Origin of the sequence: Rummeliibacillus sp. TYF-LIM-RU47 (assembly GCF_008638315.1) — a bacterium.
Taxonomy (GTDB): Bacteria; Bacillota; Bacilli; order Bacillales_A; family Planococcaceae; genus Rummeliibacillus; species Rummeliibacillus stabekisii.
Window position 1 is genome coordinate 1222288 of the sequence record NZ_VVIR01000001.1, and the last position, 24271, is coordinate 1246558.

35 protein-coding genes and 1 pseudogene are annotated in these 24271 nt (G+C 36.5%); 31 read left to right on the top strand and 5 right to left on the bottom strand.

All coding sequences use genetic code 11. The features are described 5' to 3' along the window. The first annotated feature begins 129 nt into the window (after positions 1-129). Together F0527_RS06070 and F0527_RS06075 are read left to right on the top strand one after the other, a co-directional pair. Positions 130-1557, top strand: a complete 1428-nt coding sequence (locus tag F0527_RS06070) for an NAD(P)-binding domain-containing protein (protein WP_150284122.1) — start codon at positions 130-132, stop codon at positions 1555-1557. A 120-nt stretch (positions 1558-1677) separates the two neighbouring features. Continuing rightward, the gene (locus tag F0527_RS06075) at positions 1678-2175 is read left to right on the top strand and encodes a GNAT family N-acetyltransferase (protein ID WP_150284123.1); all 498 of its coding nucleotides are present in this window, start codon (positions 1678-1680) and stop codon (positions 2173-2175) included. Positions 2176-2264: 89 nt separating this feature from the next. Here the strand turns inward: F0527_RS06075 and F0527_RS16955 are convergent, their stop codons facing one another. The 3 genes from F0527_RS16955 to F0527_RS06085 form a co-directional block, all read right to left on the bottom strand. Then, positions 2265-2420 (bottom strand): hypothetical protein, encoded by a 156-nt coding sequence (locus tag F0527_RS16955; RefSeq protein WP_190323385.1) that lies wholly within the window; start codon positions 2418-2420, stop codon positions 2265-2267. 505 nt (positions 2421-2925) lie between these two features. Next, positions 2926-3219: an HNH endonuclease gene (locus F0527_RS06080; RefSeq protein WP_150284124.1), complete on the bottom strand. Its 294-nt coding sequence runs from the start codon at positions 3217-3219 to the stop codon at positions 2926-2928. Further along, positions 3212-3808: a hypothetical protein gene (locus tag F0527_RS06085; RefSeq protein ID WP_150284125.1), complete on the bottom strand. Its 597-nt coding sequence runs from the start codon at positions 3806-3808 to the stop codon at positions 3212-3214. Before F0527_RS06085 ends, F0527_RS06080 begins: the two co-directional genes overlap by 8 nt. Positions 3809-3917: 109 nt before the next feature. On the opposite strand from F0527_RS06085, the gene F0527_RS06090 reads away from it, so the two are divergent. From F0527_RS06090 to F0527_RS17195, 3 genes and pseudogenes are all read left to right on the top strand, one after another. Then, positions 3918-4271, top strand: a complete 354-nt coding sequence (locus tag F0527_RS06090; RefSeq protein ID WP_150284126.1) for a helix-turn-helix domain-containing protein — start codon at positions 3918-3920, stop codon at positions 4269-4271. A 565-nt stretch (positions 4272-4836) separates the two neighbouring features. Next, the gene (locus F0527_RS06095) at positions 4837-6063 is read left to right on the top strand and encodes a hypothetical protein (protein WP_150284127.1); all 1227 of its coding nucleotides are present in this window, start codon (positions 4837-4839) and stop codon (positions 6061-6063) included. Positions 6064-6480: 417 nt separating this feature from the next. Further along, positions 6481-6558, top strand: a pseudogene (locus F0527_RS17195) (ATPase, T2SS/T4P/T4SS family); the annotation flags it as partial. A 22-nt stretch (positions 6559-6580) separates the two neighbouring features. Here the strand turns inward: F0527_RS17195 and F0527_RS06105 are convergent. Together F0527_RS06105 and F0527_RS06110 are read right to left on the bottom strand one after the other, a co-directional pair. Beyond that, on the bottom strand, positions 6581-8044 hold the full coding sequence (locus F0527_RS06105; protein WP_150284128.1) for a recombinase family protein: 1464 nt from the start codon (positions 8042-8044) through the stop codon (positions 6581-6583). A gap of 80 nt (positions 8045-8124) precedes the next feature. Then, the gene (locus F0527_RS06110) at positions 8125-8751 is read right to left on the bottom strand and encodes a LexA family protein (protein ID WP_150284129.1); all 627 of its coding nucleotides are present in this window, start codon (positions 8749-8751) and stop codon (positions 8125-8127) included. Between the two features lie 132 nt (positions 8752-8883). Between F0527_RS06110 and F0527_RS06115 the strand changes: the two genes are divergently transcribed. From F0527_RS06115 to F0527_RS06215, 26 genes are all read left to right on the top strand, one after another. Beyond that, on the top strand, positions 8884-9120 hold the full coding sequence (locus F0527_RS06115; RefSeq protein WP_150284130.1) for a helix-turn-helix domain-containing protein: 237 nt from the start codon (positions 8884-8886) through the stop codon (positions 9118-9120). Positions 9121-9139: 19 nt separating this feature from the next. Beyond that, on the top strand, positions 9140-9289 hold the full coding sequence (locus tag F0527_RS16965) for a hypothetical protein (protein ID WP_190323387.1): 150 nt from the start codon (positions 9140-9142) through the stop codon (positions 9287-9289). Then, positions 9274-9990, top strand: coding sequence for a hypothetical protein (locus tag F0527_RS06120; RefSeq protein ID WP_150284131.1), 717 nt, complete (start codon positions 9274-9276; stop codon positions 9988-9990). The genes F0527_RS16965 and F0527_RS06120 overlap by 16 nt, the downstream gene beginning before the upstream one ends. A 5-nt stretch (positions 9991-9995) precedes the next feature. After that, positions 9996-10199, top strand: a complete 204-nt coding sequence (locus F0527_RS06125) for a hypothetical protein (protein WP_150284132.1) — start codon at positions 9996-9998, stop codon at positions 10197-10199. Positions 10200-10291: 92 nt separating this feature from the next. Next, a complete protein-coding gene (locus F0527_RS17365; protein WP_150284133.1) occupies positions 10292-10549 on the top strand; it encodes an AbrB/MazE/SpoVT family DNA-binding domain-containing protein in 258 nt (85 codons plus the stop codon). A gap of 14 nt (positions 10550-10563) precedes the next feature. Beyond that, complete coding sequence (locus tag F0527_RS06135) at positions 10564-10986, top strand: replication terminator protein (RefSeq protein WP_150284134.1); 423 nt, start codon at positions 10564-10566, stop codon at positions 10984-10986. 5 nt (positions 10987-10991) lie between these two features. Continuing rightward, complete coding sequence (locus F0527_RS06140; RefSeq protein WP_223823528.1) at positions 10992-11744, top strand: hypothetical protein; 753 nt, start codon at positions 10992-10994, stop codon at positions 11742-11744. A 21-nt stretch (positions 11745-11765) separates the two neighbouring features. Next, the gene (locus F0527_RS06145; RefSeq protein WP_150284136.1) at positions 11766-13067 is read left to right on the top strand and encodes an AAA family ATPase; all 1302 of its coding nucleotides are present in this window, start codon (positions 11766-11768) and stop codon (positions 13065-13067) included. Continuing rightward, complete coding sequence (locus F0527_RS06150) at positions 13067-14194, top strand: ATP-binding protein (protein ID WP_150284137.1); 1128 nt, start codon at positions 13067-13069, stop codon at positions 14192-14194. Before F0527_RS06145 ends, F0527_RS06150 begins: the two co-directional genes overlap by 1 nt. A 22-nt stretch (positions 14195-14216) precedes the next feature. Then, positions 14217-14831 carry a hypothetical protein gene (locus tag F0527_RS06155; RefSeq protein ID WP_150284138.1) on the top strand — a complete coding sequence of 205 codons (615 nt, stop codon included), beginning with the start codon at positions 14217-14219 and terminating at the stop codon, positions 14829-14831. An 11-nt stretch (positions 14832-14842) separates the two neighbouring features. Next, entirely contained in the window at positions 14843-16420 is a 1578-nt protein-coding gene (locus tag F0527_RS06160; protein WP_150284139.1) for a DEAD/DEAH box helicase, read from the top strand. A 20-nt stretch (positions 16421-16440) separates the two neighbouring features. Next, entirely contained in the window at positions 16441-17016 is a 576-nt protein-coding gene (locus F0527_RS06165) for a hypothetical protein (protein WP_150284140.1), read from the top strand. Continuing rightward, positions 17017-17232: a hypothetical protein gene (locus tag F0527_RS06170; RefSeq protein WP_150284141.1), complete on the top strand. Its 216-nt coding sequence runs from the start codon at positions 17017-17019 to the stop codon at positions 17230-17232. Positions 17233-17294: 62 nt separating this feature from the next. Next, entirely contained in the window at positions 17295-17462 is a 168-nt protein-coding gene (locus tag F0527_RS16970; protein WP_190323388.1) for a hypothetical protein, read from the top strand. 147 nt (positions 17463-17609) lie between these two features. Then, positions 17610-17825: a hypothetical protein gene (locus F0527_RS06175; RefSeq protein WP_150284142.1), complete on the top strand. Its 216-nt coding sequence runs from the start codon at positions 17610-17612 to the stop codon at positions 17823-17825. A gap of 60 nt (positions 17826-17885) precedes the next feature. Continuing rightward, a complete protein-coding gene (locus F0527_RS06180; RefSeq protein ID WP_150284143.1) occupies positions 17886-18107 on the top strand; it encodes a hypothetical protein in 222 nt (73 codons plus the stop codon). Between the two features lie 44 nt (positions 18108-18151). Beyond that, a complete protein-coding gene (locus F0527_RS06185) occupies positions 18152-18331 on the top strand; it encodes a hypothetical protein (RefSeq protein ID WP_150284144.1) in 180 nt (59 codons plus the stop codon). 21 nt (positions 18332-18352) lie between these two features. After that, on the top strand, positions 18353-18493 hold the full coding sequence (locus F0527_RS16975) for a hypothetical protein (protein WP_190323389.1): 141 nt from the start codon (positions 18353-18355) through the stop codon (positions 18491-18493). Positions 18494-18523: 30 nt separating this feature from the next. Then, positions 18524-18691 (top strand): hypothetical protein, encoded by a 168-nt coding sequence (locus F0527_RS16980; protein WP_190323390.1) that lies wholly within the window; start codon positions 18524-18526, stop codon positions 18689-18691. 57 nt (positions 18692-18748) lie between these two features. Continuing rightward, complete coding sequence (locus F0527_RS16985; protein ID WP_190323391.1) at positions 18749-18919, top strand: hypothetical protein; 171 nt, start codon at positions 18749-18751, stop codon at positions 18917-18919. Positions 18920-19215: 296 nt separating this feature from the next. Continuing rightward, positions 19216-21447, top strand: coding sequence for an AAA family ATPase (locus F0527_RS06190; RefSeq protein ID WP_150284145.1), 2232 nt, complete (start codon positions 19216-19218; stop codon positions 21445-21447). A 348-nt stretch (positions 21448-21795) separates the two neighbouring features. Next, positions 21796-22146, top strand: a complete 351-nt coding sequence (locus F0527_RS06195; RefSeq protein WP_150284146.1) for a MazG-like family protein — start codon at positions 21796-21798, stop codon at positions 22144-22146. An 11-nt stretch (positions 22147-22157) separates the two neighbouring features. Further along, entirely contained in the window at positions 22158-22559 is a 402-nt protein-coding gene (locus F0527_RS06200) for a RusA family crossover junction endodeoxyribonuclease (protein ID WP_066787724.1), read from the top strand. Further along, entirely contained in the window at positions 22556-22798 is a 243-nt protein-coding gene (locus tag F0527_RS06205; protein WP_150284147.1) for a hypothetical protein, read from the top strand. Before F0527_RS06200 ends, F0527_RS06205 begins: the two co-directional genes overlap by 4 nt. Positions 22799-22812: 14 nt before the next feature. After that, positions 22813-23337: a hypothetical protein gene (locus tag F0527_RS06210; RefSeq protein ID WP_150284148.1), complete on the top strand. Its 525-nt coding sequence runs from the start codon at positions 22813-22815 to the stop codon at positions 23335-23337. 395 nt (positions 23338-23732) lie between these two features. After that, on the top strand, positions 23733-23924 hold the full coding sequence (locus tag F0527_RS06215; protein WP_150284149.1) for a hypothetical protein: 192 nt from the start codon (positions 23733-23735) through the stop codon (positions 23922-23924). Positions 23925-24271: the final 347 nt, after the last annotated feature.

A 24271-nucleotide genomic window follows, 5' to 3' on the forward strand; every position in this document is an offset into this window, starting at 1 on the left:
ATCTCCTTAAAAGAAGCAAGTCAATATATGAATGAGCATTTTTTTAAAGGAATCCCTAATTTGTATGGGGAGAATACTGCATTACAATTTAAGAAAGCAATAGAACATATAGAAAAGAAGGGGTAAAAAATGAAAGAAATAAAACTATTTACTTCAAGTCAATCAGCCTGCTGTGGTGAGGAAGTTACTAATAATTCTTGCTGTACATCCGAAACAATAAATGAAACATCGTGCTGTTCTGTACCTGAAACAAAGGTAGTAGAAGCATCAAGCCAAATACAATTTAATTTAGATTTACCAGTAGCAATTATTGGTGCAGGGCCTGTTGGTCTTGCAGCAGCAGCGAATTTAGCATTACAAAAAGTACCTTTTATTGTTTTGGAGTCGGGGCAGAATGTAGCTCATAACATTCGAAAATGGCAACATGTTCATTTGTTTAGTCCATGGCAATACAATATTGATAAGGTTGCGCGCAAATTGCTAGAAGAAACAGACTGGAAATCACCTCAAGATGACATTTTACCAACTGGAAAAGAATTAATAGAACAATATTTGGAACCATTAAGTGAACTACCTGTGTTAAAAAAATCGATTCACTATAATTCAAAGGTTGTTTCTATTTCTCGGAAAGAAAATGACAAAATGAAAACCATAAATCGTGAAAAACAACCATTTGAGATTTATGTAGAATCCAATCGTGGATTGGAAATTTTAGAAGCCCGCGCTATTATTGATGCGACTGGGACATGGGGAAATCCAAATCCAGCTACTTCTAATGGCGTTTGGCTTTCTTCTGAAAGGGATTGCCAAGAACATATTGAATATGGAATCCCAAATATTAGCCAGAATACGACTCGCTATGCCAATAAAACGATTGCAGTAATTGGCGGAGGACATTCTGCTATTAATACATTGCTTGAATTAGCGGATCTTCAAATTAAATACCCACGAACAAAACTAATTTGGATATTACGCAAAAAGCATGTATCGGATGCGTTTGGTGGAGAAGAAAACGATGCTTTAGAGGCACGAGGAGCGTTGGGAACGAAAATTCATTCTTTAGTTGATGCAGGAAAAGTGGAAGTGTATACACCATTCTACACAATGCAAGTTAAATCAATGGACGGACAATTAGAGCTTATGGGTCGCTATAATGATAAAGTGGTATCCATTACAGAAATTAATGAGTTAATTGTTAATGCAGGAAACCGTCCAGATTTTTCAATTGAACAAGAGCTTCGGTTATCTATCGACCCAGCAACAGAAAGTGTAGAAGCACTTGCACCGCTAATCGATCCAAATCTTCATAGTTGTGGTACAGTTCGCCCTCATGGAGAGGCTATTCTTCGACAACCAGAGCAAGGGCTTTATATTGTTGGAATGAAGAGTTATGGACGTGCGCCAACGTTCTTAATGGCAACTGGTTATGAACAAGTACGTTCCATTACAGCCTATTTAGCAGGAGATGTAGAGGCTTCAAAGCGTGTTGAGCTTGATTTACCAGAAACAGGAGTTTGTAGTATAAATCTAAATAATAATGAATCTTCTTGTTGTTAATTGATTAAACAAGTAAAAGAAAAATCTACAAGAAAGAAACCATTGTAATTAATGGTTTCTTTTCTTAAATAAAATTAAATGCTGTTATACATAACATTTTAGTTTTTGGGAGGATACTTTATGACGGATAATATTGTAATTAGAAAGATGTTAGATACAGACTGGCCAGCAGTGAAAAACATTTATTTAGAGGGTATTGCGACAGGAAATGCTACTTTTCAAACTGATGCTCCATCATTTGAAGAATGGACAACTTCCCATCATGCTGCATGTAGACTTGTTGCAGTAAAAGAAGGATTAGTTGTTGGATGGATCGCAATTAGTTCAGTATCTAACCGGATTGTATATAAAGGAGTAGGAGAAGTAAGTATCTATGTATCAACGAAGTCAAAAAATGGAGGAATAGGAACGGAATTATTCACCAAATTAATCGAAGTAAGTGAAAAAGAAGGTTTTTGGACATTACAGTCTTCAATATTTAAAGAGAATACTGCAAGTTTAAATCTACACAAGAAAATGGGATTCCGTGAAGTGGGTTACCGAGAAAAAATAGCAAAGCATCACGGTATCTGGAGAGATGTTTTATTATTAGAGCGTAGAAATAAAAAGGTTAATTAATTATTATTCAGCCTATAAACAAAATTATAGGCTGAAATCTGTTGTGAAAAGTCTATTTTTAGTCTATATAAGTTTGAAATTTCACTCTTTTATTTCATAATATCCGGAGAGTCATATGCTTTATTAAATTCTATTTCTGCTCCCATATTCTCCGTAACTTCAAGCAAATAATCTAGTACTTTAAATGTAAAATCTGTAACTTGGCTTAAGAAGTTTACTAACTTATTCGTTTTCTTTGTAAGCATTGTCTAATCCTAGTTTAACTGCTAATAATTGTGTTTCATTCATATTTAAAAAACAGAATGAGTGATATGTCGAAATAAATCTTCCCTCAGACTATGTATAAAAAAGTCTATCCTTAGAAAGTTTCTCAAGTTTTATCGTGTTTCCAAATTCTCTTCTCATAACACCCTCCCTATGAATTTTTAAAGTCAACTTATTTCTTATTTCTTTGATAGCTTATTCAATTGTTAAAAGCAGAAAATTATTATGCTCAAGTAAAAAGTATTATTAGTTAGAGTATTAATAGCTTATAAATAAGTTGACTAGACTATCGGTATAGGATAAGAGAGTGTTAATTAATGGGGAGAAGATATTTATATGCCATACCACACCTAACCGAACCGTACCGTGCCTTGCCTTACCAAATCATACCTTACCGGTCCGAACCGCACCTAGTTGACCTTGTCTCTTCAGCAATAAGGTGGTCAATCTTATTGGACGATTAAATCTATTTATCGTTTCAACAGTTTATTCTTCCCATACAAAATTTCTCCAATCAGCTGGTATTAAGTTCTTTCTAATTGCACTTTGAATCATACCTCTATGATTAATATCTAGTCGAAGAACATGGCATCTAACACATAAAGTCCTTAAATTTCTAAACTTATTATCACTTTTTAGCCCACTAACTATGTGATCAATATGGCTATTTTTTAAACTTACTTTCATTCCACAATTAACACATCTCCCATTATCTCTTTTCCAAATTATTGGTCGAATATTTTTATACCATGTTTCATTAGGTGTTCTCTTCTTAGGCATATTTTTTTTCTTCCATTATTGTAAATGATACAATTTCAAATCGCCCATAGCCTATCTTTCTTCCATCACCTAGTCCTGAAAATGCTCCTGCATCAATACAAATAGCTTTCATTTGCTCCCGATTTATCAAAGTATTTTCCCACATGATAATAAAGGTGGTTTCCCAACCAGCTGAAGTTGCTAGTCTGTATCTAATATTTTTAACTCCTCTTCTGGAGACCGGTCTTACATCAATATAGATTGTTTGAGAATCATCTTTTGTGATTTGTGATTCATCTTTCGGAATATATCTATTTAAAAAAATCTTATCGCTAATAATTTGTAATGTGGCAGAAACAATTGGTTCCATAGTTCCTCTTCCATTAGGTGTATGCTTCGCGCCCTCTCTTAAGCATGAATATATATAGTCTGTTCTCAGAAATAACTGTCCTTCATCTGTGACTTGAAAAGATTTTTTCCATTCCTCTGGGTTATTACCAGCAACACCACTTTTTTCTTTCTTAATAAGGGGAATAGAGTCAATACTAAAATTATTAAATAATAACGGTCTTATCCCTTTAATCTTAATTTCTGCTTTAATTAACGACATAAAATCCTCCTTTTGTTCTTTTAGAGACAGTTTACCTATTTTTTTGTCCTTTTATGCATCTTAATTTCTTTTTTATTCTCTTCTACTATTAATAAGAGGAGGGATTAAGATGTCCGATTTTCTTAGAGCTGTAGGTAACAAAATACGAAAAACTAGAACTCAGCAAGGCCTAACATTAGAAGAATTAGCTGAAAAAACCGAATTGAATTTTTCATATTTAGGAAAGATTGAACGCGGTGAGAAAAATATCACTTTACTTACACTAGAAAAATTAGTTAATACTTTAAATATACCTCCATCTTCGCTTTTTGATTTTAATGGAACAAGTCAAATTAATAATAATTTAGATAAAGTTCTTGATAATCATGAAAAGTTGCTCCAAACAAGGAATGTTGAAGAAATTAAAACAATACACAGTATATCGGTTGATATATTTAAGTTACTTGATAATAGAAAGCAATAATACAATTAGAATAATTAGGAAACATAAACTTTTATTAAAGACTTTAAAAAGAAGCTTTTCTGTTTACAGAAGAAGCTTTTTTTTAAAACTATCCCAGTAATTTATTTTATCTCACTAATTGAATAAAACCGCTAATATAATTACAGTTTTGTCTAGTCTCCTCTTATTATAAAGTGCGAATCCGCCAATGAATAAACTGTCATGTATGGAGAAGTGCCTAATTTGGGGTGCAAACTAGCTTCAGAAGCAACTAGAGAATTCTTTCTTTATGTCCGCATTCCATAATAAATCATATCCATACGTTCTAATGTCACTTATCTCTACTACTCAAATCATCCTGCTAATTAATGACCTAAACCAATAACATAACAGCTAACCTTACTTAATAATCAATCCAGTTGCTCTTGTTCTTTTGCTAGTTGCTGATCCCAAAATGCATCGCTAATTGTTTCATAACAGTGCATTACCCGATAAGAAAAACTCCCATAGTAATGCCTATATTTATTAAGTTTATACTGGTAATATATAGTTATAATTTGGGGGAAATTGAAGGGGAGATGTGCTAATGAGTAGCATTAATGATGGCGGGAAAATAGATAGACAAATAAGGAGATTATCAAATATATATGATGCATCAGCTTATAGCAAGCTTTCAGAAACAATGCAACGATTGAGCGAAATGAATAATACACCGGCTTATAGCCGACTTTCAGAAACGATGCAGCGATTGGGTGAAATGAATGATACATCGCTTTATAGACAGGCTACAGAGGCAGCTCGACGAATAGGAGGAGCATATGATACACCGGCTTTTAGCAAGCTTTCAGAAACAATGCAACGATTGAGCGAAATGAATAATACACCGGCTTACAGCCAGCTTTCAGAAACGATGAAACGATTGGGCGAAATGAATGATACATCGCTTTATAGACAGGCTACAGAGGCAGCTAGACGAATAGGAGGAGCATATGATACACCGGCTTATAGCCAACTTTCAGAAACAATGAAACGATTGAGTGAAACGTTTGATAAATCGGTTTATAAACAGGCTACAGAGGCAGCGCAAAAAATAGGAAGAGGATTTAATACACCGGCTTACAGCCAGCTTTCAGAAACGATGAAACGATTGGGCGAAATGAATGATACATCGCTTTATAGACAGGCTACAGAGGCAGCTAGACGAATAGGAGGAGCATATGATACACCGGCTTATAGCCAACTTTCAGAAACAATGAAACGATTGAGTGAAACGTTTGATAAATCAGTTTATAGACAAGTTACAGAGGTAGCGCAAAAAATAGGAAGAGGATTTGATACACCGGCTTATAGCCAGCTTTCAAACCTAGCAATGAGCTTGAAGGGAATCACAAATGACTTTCAAGATAGTAGGTGGAATTTTGCTGTAGCAATGGGAAGTATAGGATATTTGGAGAAATCAAACGATAATGAAGATTTTGAAACAGAATATTATTACGAGGAACAATTAGAAACTCTTGTTCGATGGTACTCATCTCTGTTAGGACATTTGCAACAGGTATGGAATGTAATTACTACTGAAAAAGCAAAAGATTTTATGACTGTGGCAAGTTTTATTTTATCAATAATTGGATTTATACTTACTATTCCGAATGAAGATGAGCAGAAGCCCCAAATTCAAATACACAATTCTACTGATAATGTGGAAATAAAAACCAAAACAGATGATAAGCAAGTTGAAATATTCATTGAAGAAAAAGAAATACAACAAGAATTTATTGATGATAAATGGCTTTCTGGGGGAGAAAGAACTTAATAATAAAGAATAATAGTCACTTTATTTCATAATTGAATTAAGTTGTATTTTACTTACACAAATGAAATTTTTGTTTTTGTAAATTTAGAGCAGTGGGAAAGCACTACTCACATTTTTGAGAATTTGATTTGTTAAACACTTGGAACACAAAAGGACCAAATGGTCCTTTTTATTTTTTTGGCAATGCTAAATCTAATAAGATATTTTTATTTAAACCCTTCTTAAAATAAGGAAAATCTTAAAGTAAAATTGTTAAAAAACGTATCTTCCTATTTATTATGTTGAATATAAGAATTTTATGGCCTATTGGGTTGTTATGAGAAAAATCCAGCAGGTCTTTTTGTTTGAAATTATATATAACGTTGATTTAATAAGGTTTAATTAATTTTGAACAAAAAAAAAGTATATATAAAGGCTGTCATTATGATTGGCGAAATCCGGGATCGTGAAACAGCACACATAGCCATTGAAGCTGTTTTGACAGGACATGCTGTATGATTGAAAGGCATACTATATATTAGTTGAAACTGATTTCCTTGATTCCAACAGAATCAGGAGTGCGTTTTTTTATTAATTTATCTACTTTCATTTCTTCTACCAGCATCTCAACTAGCTTTTTCTTTTCGTGCAATTCTAATTGGTTCCAGTTTTCTTCTAGGCTTGTTAGGGCAGTAGCTATCATATTTTCTTTAATATCGTCACTTGTATCTTGTTGTATAGATTCTAATTCATTTCGAAGATGATTCTCTTTTTGTTGTTCTTCTTCATTTCTATTTTTTAAATCATCATCGGAGATTAAGTCATTCAACCAAGCATATTGCCATTTGGACCGTCTTTGGTCAATGTCTTTTAATCCTTTTTGAATCCTTTTAATTTTTTCTTCTAAATCCTTTGTAGTTGATGAATTATTTTTACTTAATCCATTGGGGAGCAGATTTTTATATTTCCAATCTTTTATTGTTTTTAAGAATTGTACTTCTAAATAATTTTGAGAAATTAAAGGTAAATCACAAGTGCCGTGTTTTTGATTAACACAATAATAACTAAAAGTAGTGTACCCACCACGCGCTTCACCAGAAGAAACTTTACCAGCCATGTTTCCACCACATCGAGCGCATTTTAATACGCTAGTGAAAATAAAGCGACTTGTTGCCCTCCGTGGATGATGTTTAGAACGCGTAGAAAGAATTTTTTGTACTTCTTGAAAAGAAGCTTCTTCTACTATTGCTGGAACAGCATTCTCAATTTCGAAATATTGTTCTTTATTAACTCGAAAATTATAACGTATGGTACCAATATAAATGGGATTTGTAAGGACATATCGGATAGTATTTGAATTCCAATCATGTTGAGCTTTAGTTTTTATTCCTTGTTGATTCAACAAACTAGCTATTTTACCTACACCATACTGACCAGTTACATAATAATTAAATATTTCACGGACAATTGATGCTTCTTCTTCATTAATAACGAGTTGATCACCGTCTACTTTATCTTTGTTATAGCCATAAGGCGGTAAACTTACAGTCCATTTTCCTTCTTTGGCTTTTTGGTTCATCCCCATTCTTACACGTTCTCCTAAGTTTTCACGTTCCCATTGTGCTAGTGCAGCTACAAGTGTGATAAATAGCCGACCCATAGCGGTTGTTGTATCATATACTTCTGTTGCTGACTTAAATTTAACGTTATGCTCTTCAAACAAATTAAGCATTTTGTATAAATCTAATACTGAACGGGTTAGACGATCCAATCGGTAGACAAGTACACAATCAAATTTATCCTTTTTTAAATCTGTTAACATAACAGTCAATTGGGTACGCTTCATGTCTTTTGCACTTTCTCCATCATCGATATACGTATGGACAACTTTCCAATCTTGAGAACTGGCATAGGCATTTAAACGGTCTACTTGTGCTTTTATGGAGTAACCTTCTTCAGCTTGTTCTTCTGTAGATACACGTACATAAATTGCTACACGCATTGTTACATCTCCTTTTGATTAAAGAAAAGAGCAAGCAAATGAGCCTACTCTTATCTGTGTTTAATAATTAGCGCTAAGTATTAAAGTGTGACTTTAAAGCTGATTGCTTTGCCAATAATAGTTGCTGGATTTTTTTCTGTAATAATAATTGGCGTATGTTTTGGGTTATCTGGCATTAAAAAAACCGTTTCACCTTGCCGTTTTATCCTCTTAAGGGTAGCCTCAGAATCATCGTTCACACGAACTGCAGCTATTTCGCCACATTCGACTTCAGATTGCTGCCTAATCAGCACTGTAGCGCCGTCTGGGATAGTTGGCTCCATTGAATCACCTTTAGCTTTAAGAGCAAATACAGTGCCACTTGGCAGTGTATCAGCCACTTCGTAAGTATAACCAATGATATTTTCCTCGGCTAAAATAGGATCCCCACAAGCAATAGCTCCAAGGACAGGTATCTTAACAAATTCCTGTTTAATTTCAACCAGGTTTGTTGGCTGTTCAGGAATACCCAGAAGATATTCAATACTTGTATTTAGTGCGTCAGCATATTTCCCCAATTCATTGATGGGAAATTCACGCTGTTGATTTTCATACCTAGATAAAGTTGATTTCGCAACGCCTACTCTTTTTGCAAGTTCTCCGACGGATAAACCTTTCTTCTTCCTTAAGCTTTTAATAATGTCTATAACTTCTGCTGAAGAATGCATTTCTTTATTTCACCTCCACTTCATTATTATATTAGTTCCCTTTAGGAAACACAATGAAATTATTTGTATTAATTTGTTGACAATCGGGAACGTGATAGTTTAATATAAAACCATGCAAAGGAGGTGTTCGACATGGATTTCAATTTACAAAAATTAAGATATGAAAGATTATCGCGAAAAATATCACAAGAAGAGATGGCTAAAGCAATTGGTGTTACGAGAACTACTTACTACAAAAAAGAAAATGGTGACATTCGTATTACTGTAGATGAGTTTTCTAAATTGCTAGAGACAATGGGGATTTCTAAAAACGAAGCTGGTCTTTTTTTTACTCGTAATGTTCCCATCCGGGAACAAAAAGCAATATAAATGGAGAGGTGGGAACAACATGGTGTATAAAAATGGTCGAACACAGCCCTCTGATGAAGCCCTTATACGGATGATTCGCTTTCTAGCGGAAACCAGTGCTCCAAGAATTGTTAGAAAAACGTTAGTGAAAAAGGTAAAAGAGGAGGAACAAAAATGTATGAACAGCTAATCAAAAATGATTTTTTAGACAAAGTTGTCGAAATGTTAGACAGGTTGAAACAAGATGTTTTAGCAATGAAAGAAACAGTTGCAGTTAAAACAGAAACACTTATCTGGTATGAAGGATTGAAGCTTCGCAAGGTAGAGCGTATTGCACGAGAAGGTGACTACGTTCGACCGACCGTGTATTCAGAAAGCGAATGTGTCTTACTAGGTCGAATGTATGGACCCGTTAATAATGATAAAAGGATTAAAGGAGAAGATGGACGGTATTACCAAGTGTATGATGATGGATTCAATCGGGCTCCCTCTAGTGTAGAAGTGTTTGAAGTTGCGAATGAAGTTATACCACTAAGTGGATATATCGTTGGATCGGTTTCATTAACTTCACTCGTTTCTTCCTTATCCGAAAATGAATTAACCAAGGATGTGAATAAATTGAAATTACAAACTGCAGAAACAATGGCTCAAGTATCTAAAGAAGCATATGAAAAATTTAAAGAAGAAGCACTTGAAAGTGATTTGTTTAAGAAGTTGATTAAAGGTATTGAAGAAAGCGCTGAATCTGGTAAAACAGGATTTCTTTTTGAAATAGATGAATATGAGGATTCAGATGTACTGGACGTCTTTGAAGAAGCATTAATACAAGTCGGCTATCGTGTACGAAACGGATTTCCAGATAAATATAAGCTTCGCGTCAACTGGGGTTAAAGAAAATGAAAACGGGCGAAGTATGGTGTACACCTGTAGGCGAATCCTTTTTAGCTTGTCCAGTTCCTGATTGCAAACACATAGCACCAATTATTACAAAAGTGCATTGTCGTATGCATCATAACATGGAGCGCGATGAAATCGAAAAGAAGTATGGTGGACCACGTATTGTAAAAATGAATGGGGGATTCACGAATGTTGATCATTAATAGAGAATGGCGCAAATTGTCAGGCTGGGAACGTTATAAATTATTATTGAATGCACATAAAAATACAATTGCTAAATGGGAGGATAAATAATATGAAATCTACTGGTATTGTTCGCAAAGTTGATGAATTAGGACGCGTGGTACTTCCAATAGAGTTGCGTCGCACATTTGGCATTGCTGAAAGAAATCCACTTGAAATCTTCATCGATGGGAATCAAATCATCTTAAAAAAATATGCGCCGAATGAAGAAAAAGTAGATGTGGCCAAAGGGTTGGAAGAACTAAAGTCACTCGTACGCGATACGGATAAAGACTTGTTGGAGAGAGCTATTAAACTTATTGGTAAATAAGGAGGAAAAAGTTCATGGCGCAAAAAAAGATTGATTTGCCATTATCTGATTTAGCCAATGGAGCTATTCAGGAAAAACTAGATTACGAGTTACAAAAGGTGTTCAACAATATTCACGACAAGAACACAAAAGCAAAGGGCAAGCGCTCCATTACTATCAAGCTGGAATTCAAGCCTGATGATAATCGCCAAACAATTGCTATCTCTAGCGATTTTACAACAAAGCTTGCTGATGTAGAGGGCGTTTCAATGACTGTATTAACAGGTCGTGATTTACAAACAGGCGCCATAGAAGCCAAGGAATTGAAATCTAAAATCCCTGGACAAACCTATTTCGATGATGATTTGGTTCAAAAAACAGATGTTGGCGAACCAGTCGATGTTATTGAACAAGAGCAAAAACGCAAAATTATTAACTTACAAGAAAACAGGGGGTAATCCATATGATTAAAGAAGCTATTAAATTTTTGCAAGATTTGTCTATTCGTCCAAATGAAAGATTCCTAGATTCAGTTGACGAGTCTGGTGTAAAAAGAACTTTTGTCATTGATAACCAAGGCAATCATAACGAAATTCGACCATTGATTTCACGTGCGGCAGAGCCTTTAGAAGTAAATACCTTAACAGGGATGGTTGGCTACATTAAAGCAAATCTTGAAAAACAAAACGCCAACTTTTATTTGCAAGTCTATGATGAAAAAACGGTTTATTTAAAAGGTGTTTTAGATGTAGAAGGTAGACGTGAAACATTAGTAACGGCTAAGGCTATTACACCTAAGTTTCACTATGAGTATTTCCATCAAGCTGAAGAGCTTATTATTGCTCTCCAATCAAAATTTACGCCTACACAAGATCGTGACTTGCTCATGAAAGTGGTTGGTAATGTGAAAGAAGAAGATGTTCGCCAAACTGGTGACAATGGTTTCTCACAAGCTGTGACAATCAAAACCGGCATTGCGTCTGCTGATGATGTATTAGTGCCTAATCCAGTTACTTTAGCACCATACAGAACATTCCTAGAAGTAGATCAACCAACTAGTGACTTCATTTTCCGTATGAAGAAAGGTCCGACAGGCGCTATTTTTGAGGCTGATGGTGGTGTATGGAGAAACCAGGCAATAGCTAATGTCCGTGACTACCTAGAAGAAAAACTAGAAGAGGAAATTAAAAACGGTAAAGTAACAATTATCGCTTAAAGGTAGGAAGGAGAAAATAAGATGCCAATCAAGATTAATAAACTTGAAATTGAAAATGTGAAGCGTGTAAAAGCAGTCAAGATTGAACCTACAGCAAGTGGTTTAACCATTGTCGGCGGTAAGAATAACCAAGGCAAGACAAGCGTTCTAGATGCGATTGCTTGGGGATTAGGCGGCAATAAATATCGTCCTTCCCAAGCTAATCGTGAAGGAAGTGTCATTCCTCCGCATTTGCATATTGTCTTGTCAAATGGCCTTATCGTTGAACGAAAAGGTAAGAACAGCGATTTGAAAGTAATTGATCCAAATGGAGTAAAGGCTGGTCAACAATTGCTGGATAGTTTTGTTGAAGAATTAGCTATCAACCTACCAAAATTCATGAATTCGACGAGTAAAGAAAAGGCAAACATTCTTCTTCAAATCATCGGTGTAGGAAATCAATTATTTGAGCTAGAGAAGCAAGAAAATGAGATATACAGTAATCGTCGGGCAATTGGGCAGATTGCCGATCAGAAAGCTAAGTATGCAAAAGAGCAACCCTATTTCCCGGATGCTCCTAAAGAATTGGTTTCTATCTCCGATTTGATTCAACAGCAACAAGCCATCTTAGCACGGAACGGCGAAAATCAGCGTAAACGTGAACAGCTCGCAACGATTGAACAACAGTATACAATGCGAGCACAAGAAGTTGAACGGTTGAAGCAGCAGTTGGCTAATGCAGAAATGAATCTAGCAAAAACGGCACAAGATTTAGAGATTGCTAAGAAATCATCTTTAGATTTGTATGATGAATCAACTGCTGATCTTGAAGCGAATATTCAACAAATCGAAGAGATTAACCGAAAGGTCAGGACTAACTTGGATAAGGATAAAGCAGAAACCGATGCCCATGATTATCATGTTCAGTACACAAAGCTATCGACCAAGATTGATGAAATCCGTGAGCAAAAAGCTTCGCTCCTGAAAAATGCTAATTTACCTCTTCCAGAATTATCTGTAGAGAATGGTGAATTGATTTACAAAGGCCAAAAGTGGGACAACATGAGCGGTGCGGACCAGTTGAAAGTGTCCACTGCCATTGTACGAAAATTGAAGCCTGATTGCGGCTTTATCCTACTAGACAAATTGGAGCAGATGGATTTAGAAACATTACAGGACTTCGGAAAGTGGTTGGAGCAAGAAGGATTACAAGCCATTGCTACAAGAGTAAGTACAGGCGAGGAATGTAGCATTCTTATTGAAGACGGCTATGTCGCTGGACAGGAGCAAATACCTGTACAACAGCCAGTTGAAACAAAAACATGGAAAGCAGGTGAATTTTAATGGAAGTGATTAGCGGGAAAATTGAAAAGGCCAAAAAGGTAGTGCTCTATGGTCCTGAAGGTATAGGGAAGTCATCTTTAGCAGCACAATTCCCAAATCCTATTTTCATAGATACGGAGGGTTCTACCACTGAATTAACAGTAGATCGTCTCAAGAAGCCTTCAAGTTGGACTGAATTAAATCAACAAGTCGATTGGGTTAAAGGACAAGCCGGAAAATATTTAACGCTTGTCATCGATACGGTGGATTGGGCAGAGCGATTAGCTATTGAATTTATCACAAGTAGATCAAACAAAACAAGTATTACTAACTTCGGTTATGGTGAAGGTTTTATCCAACTAGAAGAGGAGTTTGGTAAATTCTTAAATAAATTATCGGATTTAGTTGAAGTAGGAATCAATGTTGTTCTGTCAGCTCATGCGAAAATAACAAAATTTGAGCAACCAGATGAGATGGGTGCTTACGATCGCTATGAATTAAAGCTTGGTAACAAAACAACAGCAAAAACAGCTGCATTAACAAAAGAATGGGCTGATATGGTTCTTTTCCTTAATTATAAGACATTCAGCGTGGCGGCAGATGAAAAAGGCAAGAAACATAAAGGACAAGGTGGTGTGCGGACCATTTATGCCACTCACCATCCTGCATGGGACGCTAAAAACCGTCATGGCTTGCCAGATGAGTTCCCTTTAGATTATTCCTATATCGCTCATATATTTAATGGCCTAGCGCAATCGCAACCAGTGCAACAGCAACAAACGGTCCAAGAACCAGTTCAAGCACAAATACAACAGGAGCCAGTGCAACAGCCAGCACCAATGCCTATACCAGAGCAACCGGCTCAACCAACAGAACAGCAGCCAATGCAACCGTCTACTCCAGTACAAAGCTCGCCAATTGTACCGGAATTGAATCCCAATATTCCTCAAGCTTTACGTGATTTAATGACACAAAATCATGTGTCGGAAGATGAAATTCAAACTGTTGTAAGTAACAAAGGCTACTATCCGATGGGCACACCCATTTTAAATTATGATCCAGGTTTTATAAATGGTGTGTTGGTTGGAGCATGGCAACAAGTATACGGCATGATTTTAGAAATCAGAGAACAGAATGTACCATTTTAAATAACGACTAGGAGGTCTTTTTATGAATCAAGAAAGAGAATTAGGTTGGGAAGATGAAATCGAAAAGGATGGTGGCGATTTTATATTGCTACCTGAAGGTGACTATGACTTTACGGTAGCTAAATTTGAACGTGCACGCTTTCAAGGAAGCGCAAAAATGCCAGCATGTAATCAAGCGAAATTAGAGTTGACGGTCCATAGTCCAGAGCATGGAGATGTAACTGTGTTTCACAACTTATTCTTGCATACTAAAACGGAAGGTCTTCTTTCTAACTTCTTTGCCGGTATTGGGCAAAAGAAAAAAGGTGAAAAGCTACGCATGAATTGGGGAACAGTTATTGGTTCAAAAGGGCGTCTTCATTTAGAAATCAACAAATTTACAGGGAATGACGGCAATGAAAAAACGAATAATCAGGTGAAAAAATTCTACCCATATGAAGAAGTGTTTGGCGGCAAACAAGCCCCACAACAAGGTGCATATCAACAACCTGCACCACAGTATCAGCAACCGGCTCAACAACAACCAGTGCAACAGCAACCAACGTATCAACCACAACAGCAACAACAGCAATATCAACAGCCGTTCCCAACTAATAACCAACAACAGGGTGGCGGATTCACACCAGGTCAATTTTAGGAGGGAAACCGATGGAGCTTAGAGATTATCAACAAAGTGCTCGCGAATCTATTCAAACAGAATGGGAGAATGGCATAAATAGAACTTTGTTAGTCTTGCCAACTGGATGCGGGAAAACGATTGTTTTCTCAAAGGTAATAGAGGACCGAGTGAAAAAGGGCGAGCGTGTTCTCGTCCTTGCCCATCGGGGCGAATTATTAGAACAAGCTGCAGATAAGTTAGAGAAATCAACTGGCCTAAAAACAGCTACAGAAAAGGCCGAACAAACATCAATTGGCAGCTGGTACCGTGTTGTAGTGGGAAGCGTACAAACGATGATGAGAGAAAAAAGGTTAAGTCAATTCAGTAAAGATTTCTTCGACACTATAATCATCGACGAAGCACACCATTGTATATCTGAAGGTTATCAACGTGTATTAAGCCATTTTGAAAATGCAAATGTGCTAGGTGTAACAGCCACGCCAGACCGTGGAGATATGAAAAACTTAGGGTCTTATTTTGAAAGCCTTGCATTTGAATATACATTGCCCAAAGCCATAAAAGCAGGTTATTTAAGTCCGATTAAGGCTTTAACGATTCCATTACAACTAGATTTATCAAAAGTCGGCCAACAAGCAGGGGATTTCAAATCGAGTGATTTGGGAACTGCATTGGATCCATACCTTGAATCGATTGCAGAAGAAATGTGGAGAGTAGCTAAGGATAGAAAGATTGTTGTATTTCTTCCTTTAGTGAAGACAAGTCAAAAGTTTACCGAATTGCTAAATCAAAAAGGTTTTCGTGCTGCAGAGGTTAATGGAGAGTCAAAAGATCGTGCAGAGGTATTAGCGGATTTCGAGAATGATAAATATAACGTGCTTTGTAATTCGATGTTGCTCACAGAAGGATGGGATTGTCCTTCGGTAGATTGCGTGGTAGTGCTACGACCAACAAAAGTACGTTCACTTTATAGTCAGATGGTTGGGCGCGGTACCCGACTTCATCCGGGGAAAACTGAATTATTGTTGCTAGACTTCTTATGGCACACCGAGCGTCATGAGTTATGTCATCCAGCACATTTGATTGCATCGAATGATGAAGTGGCTAAAGCGATGACCAAGCAAATTGAAGAAGCTGCTATTCCTTTAGATTTGGAAGTAGTTGAAAAGCAAGCGGAAGAAGATGTTATTGCCCAACGTGAAGAGGCATTGGCAAAACAATTAGCTGAAATGAAAAAACGTAAACGGAAGCTAGTGGATCCGTTGCAATTTGAAATGAGTATCCAAGCAGAAGACTTATCAAGCTATGTTCCTTCATTCGGCTGGGAGATGGGCCCTCCAAGCAATAAGCAAGTCAAAGCATTAGAGAAAATGGGCATTTTACCTGAACAAATTGAAAATGCAGGGAAAGCAACGAAAATGCTGGAACGTTTAGACAGGCGACGTGAACAAGGTTTGACTACACCTAAGCAAATTCGGTTCTTGGAACAGCGTGGATTTAATCATGTAGGCACTTGGCCATTTGAAAGTGCCAAGAAGCTAATTGATCGAATTGCTGCAAATGGTTGGAGAATACCTGAAGGCATTAATCCAAAAGAATACAAGGCATAAAAAACTAGGGGGAAGCAATGATGAACATTCAATTACAATTGGAAAAAGCGTCATTAAATATCACGGAAGGTAATGAAAAACATATAGAAATGGCTATAGAGGGTTTCTTTGGAGTTTGTAGGTATTCTCTTCAACAACCAGTTGAAAAGGTTTTACACCAAGCAACAGAAAAAGTCAAAAGAGTTATGGAAGTAGTAGAAGAAATACCAACTAAAATACTTGAAAAAGAAGAAATAAATTCACGTTCAAGACAGCTTCCTTTAATAGGATCTGCTAAATCATTAACGCAAAAGCCATTCGATAATTTAGCTGAAAACTTACCTCAAAGTCCTCAAAGTGGAGTTCGTGAAACCGAAAATGGTCTCAAGTTATATAAATCACATTATATGTGTCCTGCTTGTGGTAATGAAGGAACTCGTTATAACCGAGAATCCAATTGGTATATGAAGTGCCATGATTGTGACACTAAAATCGCACAGGAAGCAGCTACATTTGAATTAGATATTAATGACATTCCAGTTCCTGATAAGGATGGTAACTTCTTTGTTGGCCGTTACTTTTATTTAGAAGAAGATTCGTTTAAGGAAGCTGATTAAATGAAAACAAGACGAAAAAACAAAATCCTAAAAGAAATCGCTGCACAAGAAGCTGAACGTCTAATTCAATCTGGTTGTCAAGCGAAGGTTCACAAAATGGTTGATGAAAATTGTTATGTAGTAACCTCCAACAATAATGCAGGAGAACTTACCATCTTCATTGATCGATTAGAAGGGCCATATCATACATGCTTAACAAAAAATGTTAGCAACTAACTATCTGGCATTTCCGGATAGTTAAAAAATCACAAAGGAATGAATCGATAAGAGGGGGCAAAATGGCCAAAACATTGTTATTTATATTCGTGATCGCTCAAGTAATTAATATGGTATTCGTAATTTCCGCTAAAGGAAGAGCTGATTGGCAAGATATATTGCCACTGTGGAGTGCAATTTCAGTGTTAGCGATATGTGAATCAATTGAAAAAAGTAAAACAGGTGAGTAAGATGGTTCGATTTTGTGGGATATGTCATGAAAAAACATATAAAGAGTTTTGCTGGCGTTGCCAAGAGAGAGCTAATCGAATAAACAGAACAATAGCTAAGAAAAAGTTAGCAATTCAGGCTAAAACGCTTCAGAAGGAGAAGTTGCTATGAATAACATCTATGAAGTAAGTGGCAGAAAGGGTTTCAATGGCTATTCAGCAGTATTTGTTAAAGCTTCAGATAAAAAGTCTGCATTAATTAAGGCTTTATCAGAATTCGAAAGATATTACCCAGGTATATCAGAACGTTATGAAAATGGTTCAAATGACTTTTATATTGTAGAGATGTTTAAGGATTCAGATACCTATTTTGTTGAAGGTTGATAAGTCACATTTGAAGGAAACTGGAACGCAAAAATTAATCAATTAGGAGGGACGCTTGCATTGAGTAAAGACTATATAAAAGTTAATTTTTCGCCTGGTGACACAATAGATAAGGCTGTGAATTTGTTGCTGAAACACAAAGAAAAAGGGCAATTAGCTTGTGGCAAATTTAATGGCGTTACTTTATATTCAGACACCGTAACAATGGATGGAGCGCATAAAGAAATCATTGGAAAGACAAAGGTAGAATTTGACGATTATATCGAATCGGTAAGGTCGTAATACGTAGAAGATGTTATTTGACCGATTCATGAAGGAGTAAATACGTGCAAATTTTAGTGGTTTTTCGAAAAGTAGATAGAAAAGTAATCGCTACATTTGAGTTCAATACATTGATCACAGAAATGAATGTATTAGCAATACCAGAATTCAGTTATCTAGTTACAACCAAAAGAGACATTTTCCATACAGCTGCAGACGGCCAAGTTTTTGTGAAAGACATTTAATATTCGTGTGAGGTGAATAATATGGCCATTCAAGAGTTTAGATTAGGGGATATTGCAGAATGTCCTCATTGTGGAAAAGAGTTTGAAATGAACAACTTGGATGAGGAAGATTACAACGACTTTGATCAATACTTTGAACACGTTTCAGTTTGTGATGGTTAAAGAAAATACAATATATGTGAGGTGCATGATATGGCAATCAATATTGTTGAAATGGTCGAAGTATCTCGTGTTATGAGTGAAATTAAAGGCGGCAGCATTGAAAAATGGATTTCGGAAGATACACACGAAGATATTATTGTTGTTGATGAAAAAGGAAATCGTTATGAGGTGAAATACATCTCAGCCAACTCAAATTAAGGGCCATTTAGACTTTCCTCTAGACGAAGTTCAAAACAGAGAAAAGGAGATGAATAAATGAAAAAGAGAATATTAATCTCACTTATTAGCTTCTTATTTTTATTTGTCGGTGCATTCTCTCTTGCTTTAACAGTTGATGTAAAGCCGATACATGTATTCGCAATGCTACTTCTAGCATCAGGTGGATATGTATTAGCTAATCAAAAAACAGATACGTTTAAAAAATAAAATGCACGCTTGAGGTGAGTCAAACGTGCGATAAGATAGGCGATTACAACGGTAATTTCACCGTCCATATTCATTATATACAAATTGGTAATCTGTTATACGCATAATAATACAACAGTTTATAAAGTAAATTAGATGCACGCTTGAAACGGAAATCCAAGCGTGCGGGGAATCGCGGTGTGAACGACGGTTAAGGTTCCGTCCAATATTATTATGAACAACATGTCTATAGATTATTCGAACGCAGCAATGAAGGATGACAAACAATTAATACAGCAAGGAAGTAGGTGAACACTTTGGAAAATAAATTTGATTTAATCGCCCTGTTAGATCACATCGATCCAGCCTTTCTCGATTACCAGGAATGGCTCAATGTAGGGATGGCTTTGAAATACGAAGGCTATACGGCCAGCGATTGGGATACCTGGTCACAAAAAGATGCAGCAAGGTATCGTTCCGGTGAATGCTTTAAAAAGTGGACCACATTTGATGGGAATGGGATTACTGGTGCAACCATAACACAAATGGCCAAAGATAATGGCTGGCAACCTAGATCACTGAATGAGGATTCTCATGAATTAGATTGGAATGATGAGATTACTAGAGATGAAGACTATAAATTCATCGATAAAAACTGGATTGAAGGCAAAGAAATTAAAGAGCCTATCAATTGGAATCCAGTACGTGAAATCACTCGCTATTTAGAAACGCTTTATCAGTCCACGGAGAATGTCGGGTACGTAACGGAAACGTATGAATTAATCGATGAAAAGACAGGCGAGAAAATCTATAAGCCGACATCGGGTGCCTACGACCGTACAGCTGGCCAACTAATCGAGGCATTGAATAATTGTGAAGGTGACATTGGTTCTGTACTTGGAGATTACAAGGAGGAAGCCGGTGCATGGATCCGTTTCAATCCTCTTGATGGTAAAGGCGTAAAAAATGAAAATGTATCTGATTTCCGATATGCCTTGGTCGAATCCGATAACATGGAGATCGAAAAACAGAATGCGGTTATGCGTGAATTAGAATTACCGATAGCCATTATGGTCCATAGTGGAAAAAGAAGTATTCATGCCATTGTTCGAATTGATGCACCAAATTATGAAGAGTATCGGAAAAGAGTGGATTACTTATATAACGTATGTAAGAAAAATGGGTTAAATATCGATAATCAAAATCGAAATCCCTCTCGTTTAAGCAGGCTACCTGGCATCGTCCGAAATGGGAAGAAACAATTCATTGTAGATACAAATATCGGGAAATCCGATTGGGATGAATGGCATGAATGGATTGAGGATTTGAACGACGATCTACCTGATATCGAGAGTTTAGAAGATGTGTTTGATGATTTGCCTGAGCTTTCTCCACCCATTATTGAGGGCATTCTTCGACAAGGACACAAGATGTTGATTGCCGGTCCATCGAAAGCCGGTAAGTCGTTCTCGCTAATTGCACTGTCTATTGCCATTGCAGAAGGACAGAAATGGCTGGGCTGGCAATGTACACAGGGCAAAGTACTGTACGTCAATCTTGAGCTCGACCGTCCAAGTGCCCTACATCGGTTCAAGGACGTCTACCAGGCGATGGGCATACGCCCAAATAACATAGCCAATATCGATATCTGGAACCTACGTGGTAAGGTTGTACCAATGGACAAGCTTGCCCCGAAATTAATCCGTCGTGCACATAAAAAAGGTTTTTCGGCTGTGATCATTGACCCGATTTATAAAGTTCTAACAGGCGATGAAAACAGTGCTGAACAAATGGCACACTTCACGAATCAATTTGACAAAGTAGCAACAGAATTGGGTGTTAGCGTTATTTATTGTCACCATCATTCAAAAGGTGGGCAAGGTGGCAAGAAATCAATGGATCGTTCTTCAGGTTCCGGCGTATTTGCCCGAGATCCGGATGCGATTATAGATTTAGTGGAGTTGGAGCTTTCAGAGGATTTAATTAAGCAGCAACAAGAGAGCGTGACAGCTCAGATTTATGCGAATGCAATTAAGCAAGTTAACTTTGATTATTTTGATCAGCATGTTGGGTTAGATGACGAACAAAGCTTATCAAGGATGTATGACCATGCAAAACGAGTATTACCACCAGACGTGGCAGCAATAGCAGAAGTTGAGATTGCTCGAGCAGTCCAAACGATTAAAATACGATCAGCTTGGCGAGTTGAAGGAACGCTACGAGAATATCCAAAGTTTGAGCCAGTTAATATGTGGTTCCAGTATCCTGTTCACAAGATTGATGAGACAGGGATATTGAAAGACATTGTGTTAGACGATGGTAATACAGGTTGGAAAAAGAATCTTAGTAAGAAAAAATCATCTAAAGATATAAAAAAGGAACAAAACGAAGCTTTAGAATCTGCATTTGAAGCATGTGGAATAGAGGAAGAAATTACATTAGAAGCAATAGCTGAATACTTAGGTGTGACAGATCGGACCGTTCGAAATCGGATTAAGAATCATGGAGGTTTTAGAATTGCGAACGGATTAGTAGAAAGAAAGCAATAGTGAAATTGTGAAAAACGTCGAGAATTTCATTTCTTCATTTTTTGAAAAACTCGAGTGTTTTCATTTCATTTCATTTTTCAAATCGTGAAAAGTATCGAGAATTTCATTTCATTTCAAATTGTGAAATCGTGAAAATTTCACCGAGAATTTCACTTCAAATCGTGAAATGAAACCCTATACTACGTATAGGTAATTTCCGTTTCACTCCACAAGGTCATGAGAAAAAAAGTGGTGGGCTTAAGCACAGCCCGCCACACCATTTTTCTCTTACCATGACGAAAGCTAATTTTCAAAAATAAAAAAGTTAAATACTGTAAATTAGAAATGAAGCGAGGAAGGTTAAGTAGCATGAATGAATTAACAAATGAAATACGCAAGTGGGCAATTGATAGAGAATTAGAATCGGCAGATCCATATAAGCAAATGCTCAAGCTAGGTGAAGAGTTTGGGGAGCTATGTCAAGGAATGGCCAAAAGTCGAATGGATGAAGTCATCGATGCGATTGGTGATATGTATGTTGTCTTAACTATTTTATCGATGCAGCTGGACGTTGATATTCAATTTTGCGTGCAAAAGGCATATAACGAAATTGCGAATCGAAAAGGCCGTATGGTAAATGGTGTGTTTGTGAAAGAAGCCGATTTGAATTTATGTCCACATCAAGAGGTATGGGATGATTGCCCAGATTGCAGACACTAGGAGGTAGATCCATGATAACTGAATTTTTTATGCCGATGAAAAAAGTGCCAACCACAACGCACCAACAGAAACAAGTCACAGTCCAGAACGGAAAGCCAATCTTTTATGAACCGGAAGAGTTGAAGGCAGCGCGAGCAAAGTTGATGGCCCATCTTGGTCAACATGTACCCAAAAAGAAATATATGAGTTCTATTCGTTTGATGGTGAAATGGTGCTTTCCCATAACAGGCAAACATACAGACGGGGAATATAAATACACCAAACCTGACACGGATAATTTGCAGAAGTTGTTGAAGGATTGTATGACAACATGTGGCTACTGGAAAGATGACGCATTAGTTGTTTCAGAGATTGTCGAAAAGTTCTGGGCGAATGTGCCAGGTATTTATATCCGAATCGAGGAGATTGGATGAACTATAAAGCATTTTATGCAGAAGTTGCTGATTGGATTTTACAAGTTAATCAATTGGCCGTCTCGCATGGGATGGAAAGTCATGAGTTTTGGTCTTGGGTATCTCGATCCATTGGAGAAATGGCCAACAAGTACGAAAATAATCAGTTGGTGACGCGGCAATTGACCATGCTATTCATTTGGCTTGATGACATTTATGCGGACATGCAGACAAAGAAACAGCACCAAAGCCAGCCATAGAAGAGGTGAAGTATGTGAAATTAACAGAGAAGCAATTAGAGATTGTGGCCAGAACTGCAGCTGCAGTAGCCGTTGAGAAATATCAGGCTGAACAACAGGAAAGAGAAAAACATAAACATGATCGACGATTGCGAAACGTGAAATTACTGTTGCGAAACTATCGATCATTCGCTGCACATTCTGCAGATATCAAACTCGATATTGTTGAACTTGATGAAAAGTTAGAACTAGACGATTTAGATACAGATGAGTTTGCCATTATGTCGATTAAAAAATCTAAGAAAAAAACTTTAGCGATGGTTAAGTTTATCAATAAAACGCTAGAGATCTACAAACTCATGTGCGAAGAATCGGGGAATGCTGATGACATACGGAAGTATGAAATTATTTATCACATGTACATTTCCGACGAGAAAAAAACAGTTGCAGAGATTAGTAAATGTCAGTTTACGAAAGAAAGAACAGTTTATAGAATTGCTCAAAAAGCTTATGAAGACTTGACAGTACTGGTTTTCGGAGTAGATGGGCTTCGTTTTTAAGTTGTCAAAAATGCGTCATTATAAATGCAATTAGAACATGTTATACTGATAGTGTGATAATTTATTAGTTATCACTGGCAGATTATTTTCTTTCCAATGTAGGGACCACTCAATTGGGTGGTCTTTTATATTATGAGACAGTGGCGGAATAGGTAGACGCAAGTAAGTCGCACAGCAATGAACTTGTTAACGTGTCTTTGTCACTTAGCATACAAGGTGCAAATCCTTGTCTGTCTCACCAAACATATTCTAATAAGCTAAGGGCCGAATGAATATAGGAGCACACGGCATAACACTTGAGCAGTGTGCTTTATTAATTACATCATTTTTCTACTTTATTACAATTCACATATATTTCTCTCCATTTTATGATTTAATATAGAGGGGGGGATAATATGCTTGTAGATTTAGTTTATCCAGCAGATGTACATTTAGAAACAAAGCGTTTGGAATTATCAGAGATTGAAGTTCAGGTATTACTTTCAAGTAAAAAAATCGGTTCTCAAAAACATTATTATACTGTTGACGAGTTCATATTTGAAGATACTTCAAGTGGTTCCGTTCTTACAGTGAAATTAAAATTTTAAATTTATATTAAGTCACTCAATCGAGTGGCTTTTTCTTATGCTTGAAAATAAAGAAAGGAGATACATTATTGTATTAATTTTAAGTATCATGTAACAACCGCTAGAATTAGCGGCGTCTTCACTCTAAACTTTAAAAAAAGTTCTTAGCGAAGAAGATAAAGAGTAAAAGTTTATACCCAAATATCTTTACGTGATACATAATTGTATCTCCTTTCATTCATATTTATTTATCTACCATATTTTAACTGAATAAGACTGCTGTATCAATGGGAATTTTAGGAGTCACAAAGGGGTTAATATACCTTGATCATTTGATTTCTCATATTAATTATTAAAAAGTTCATTAT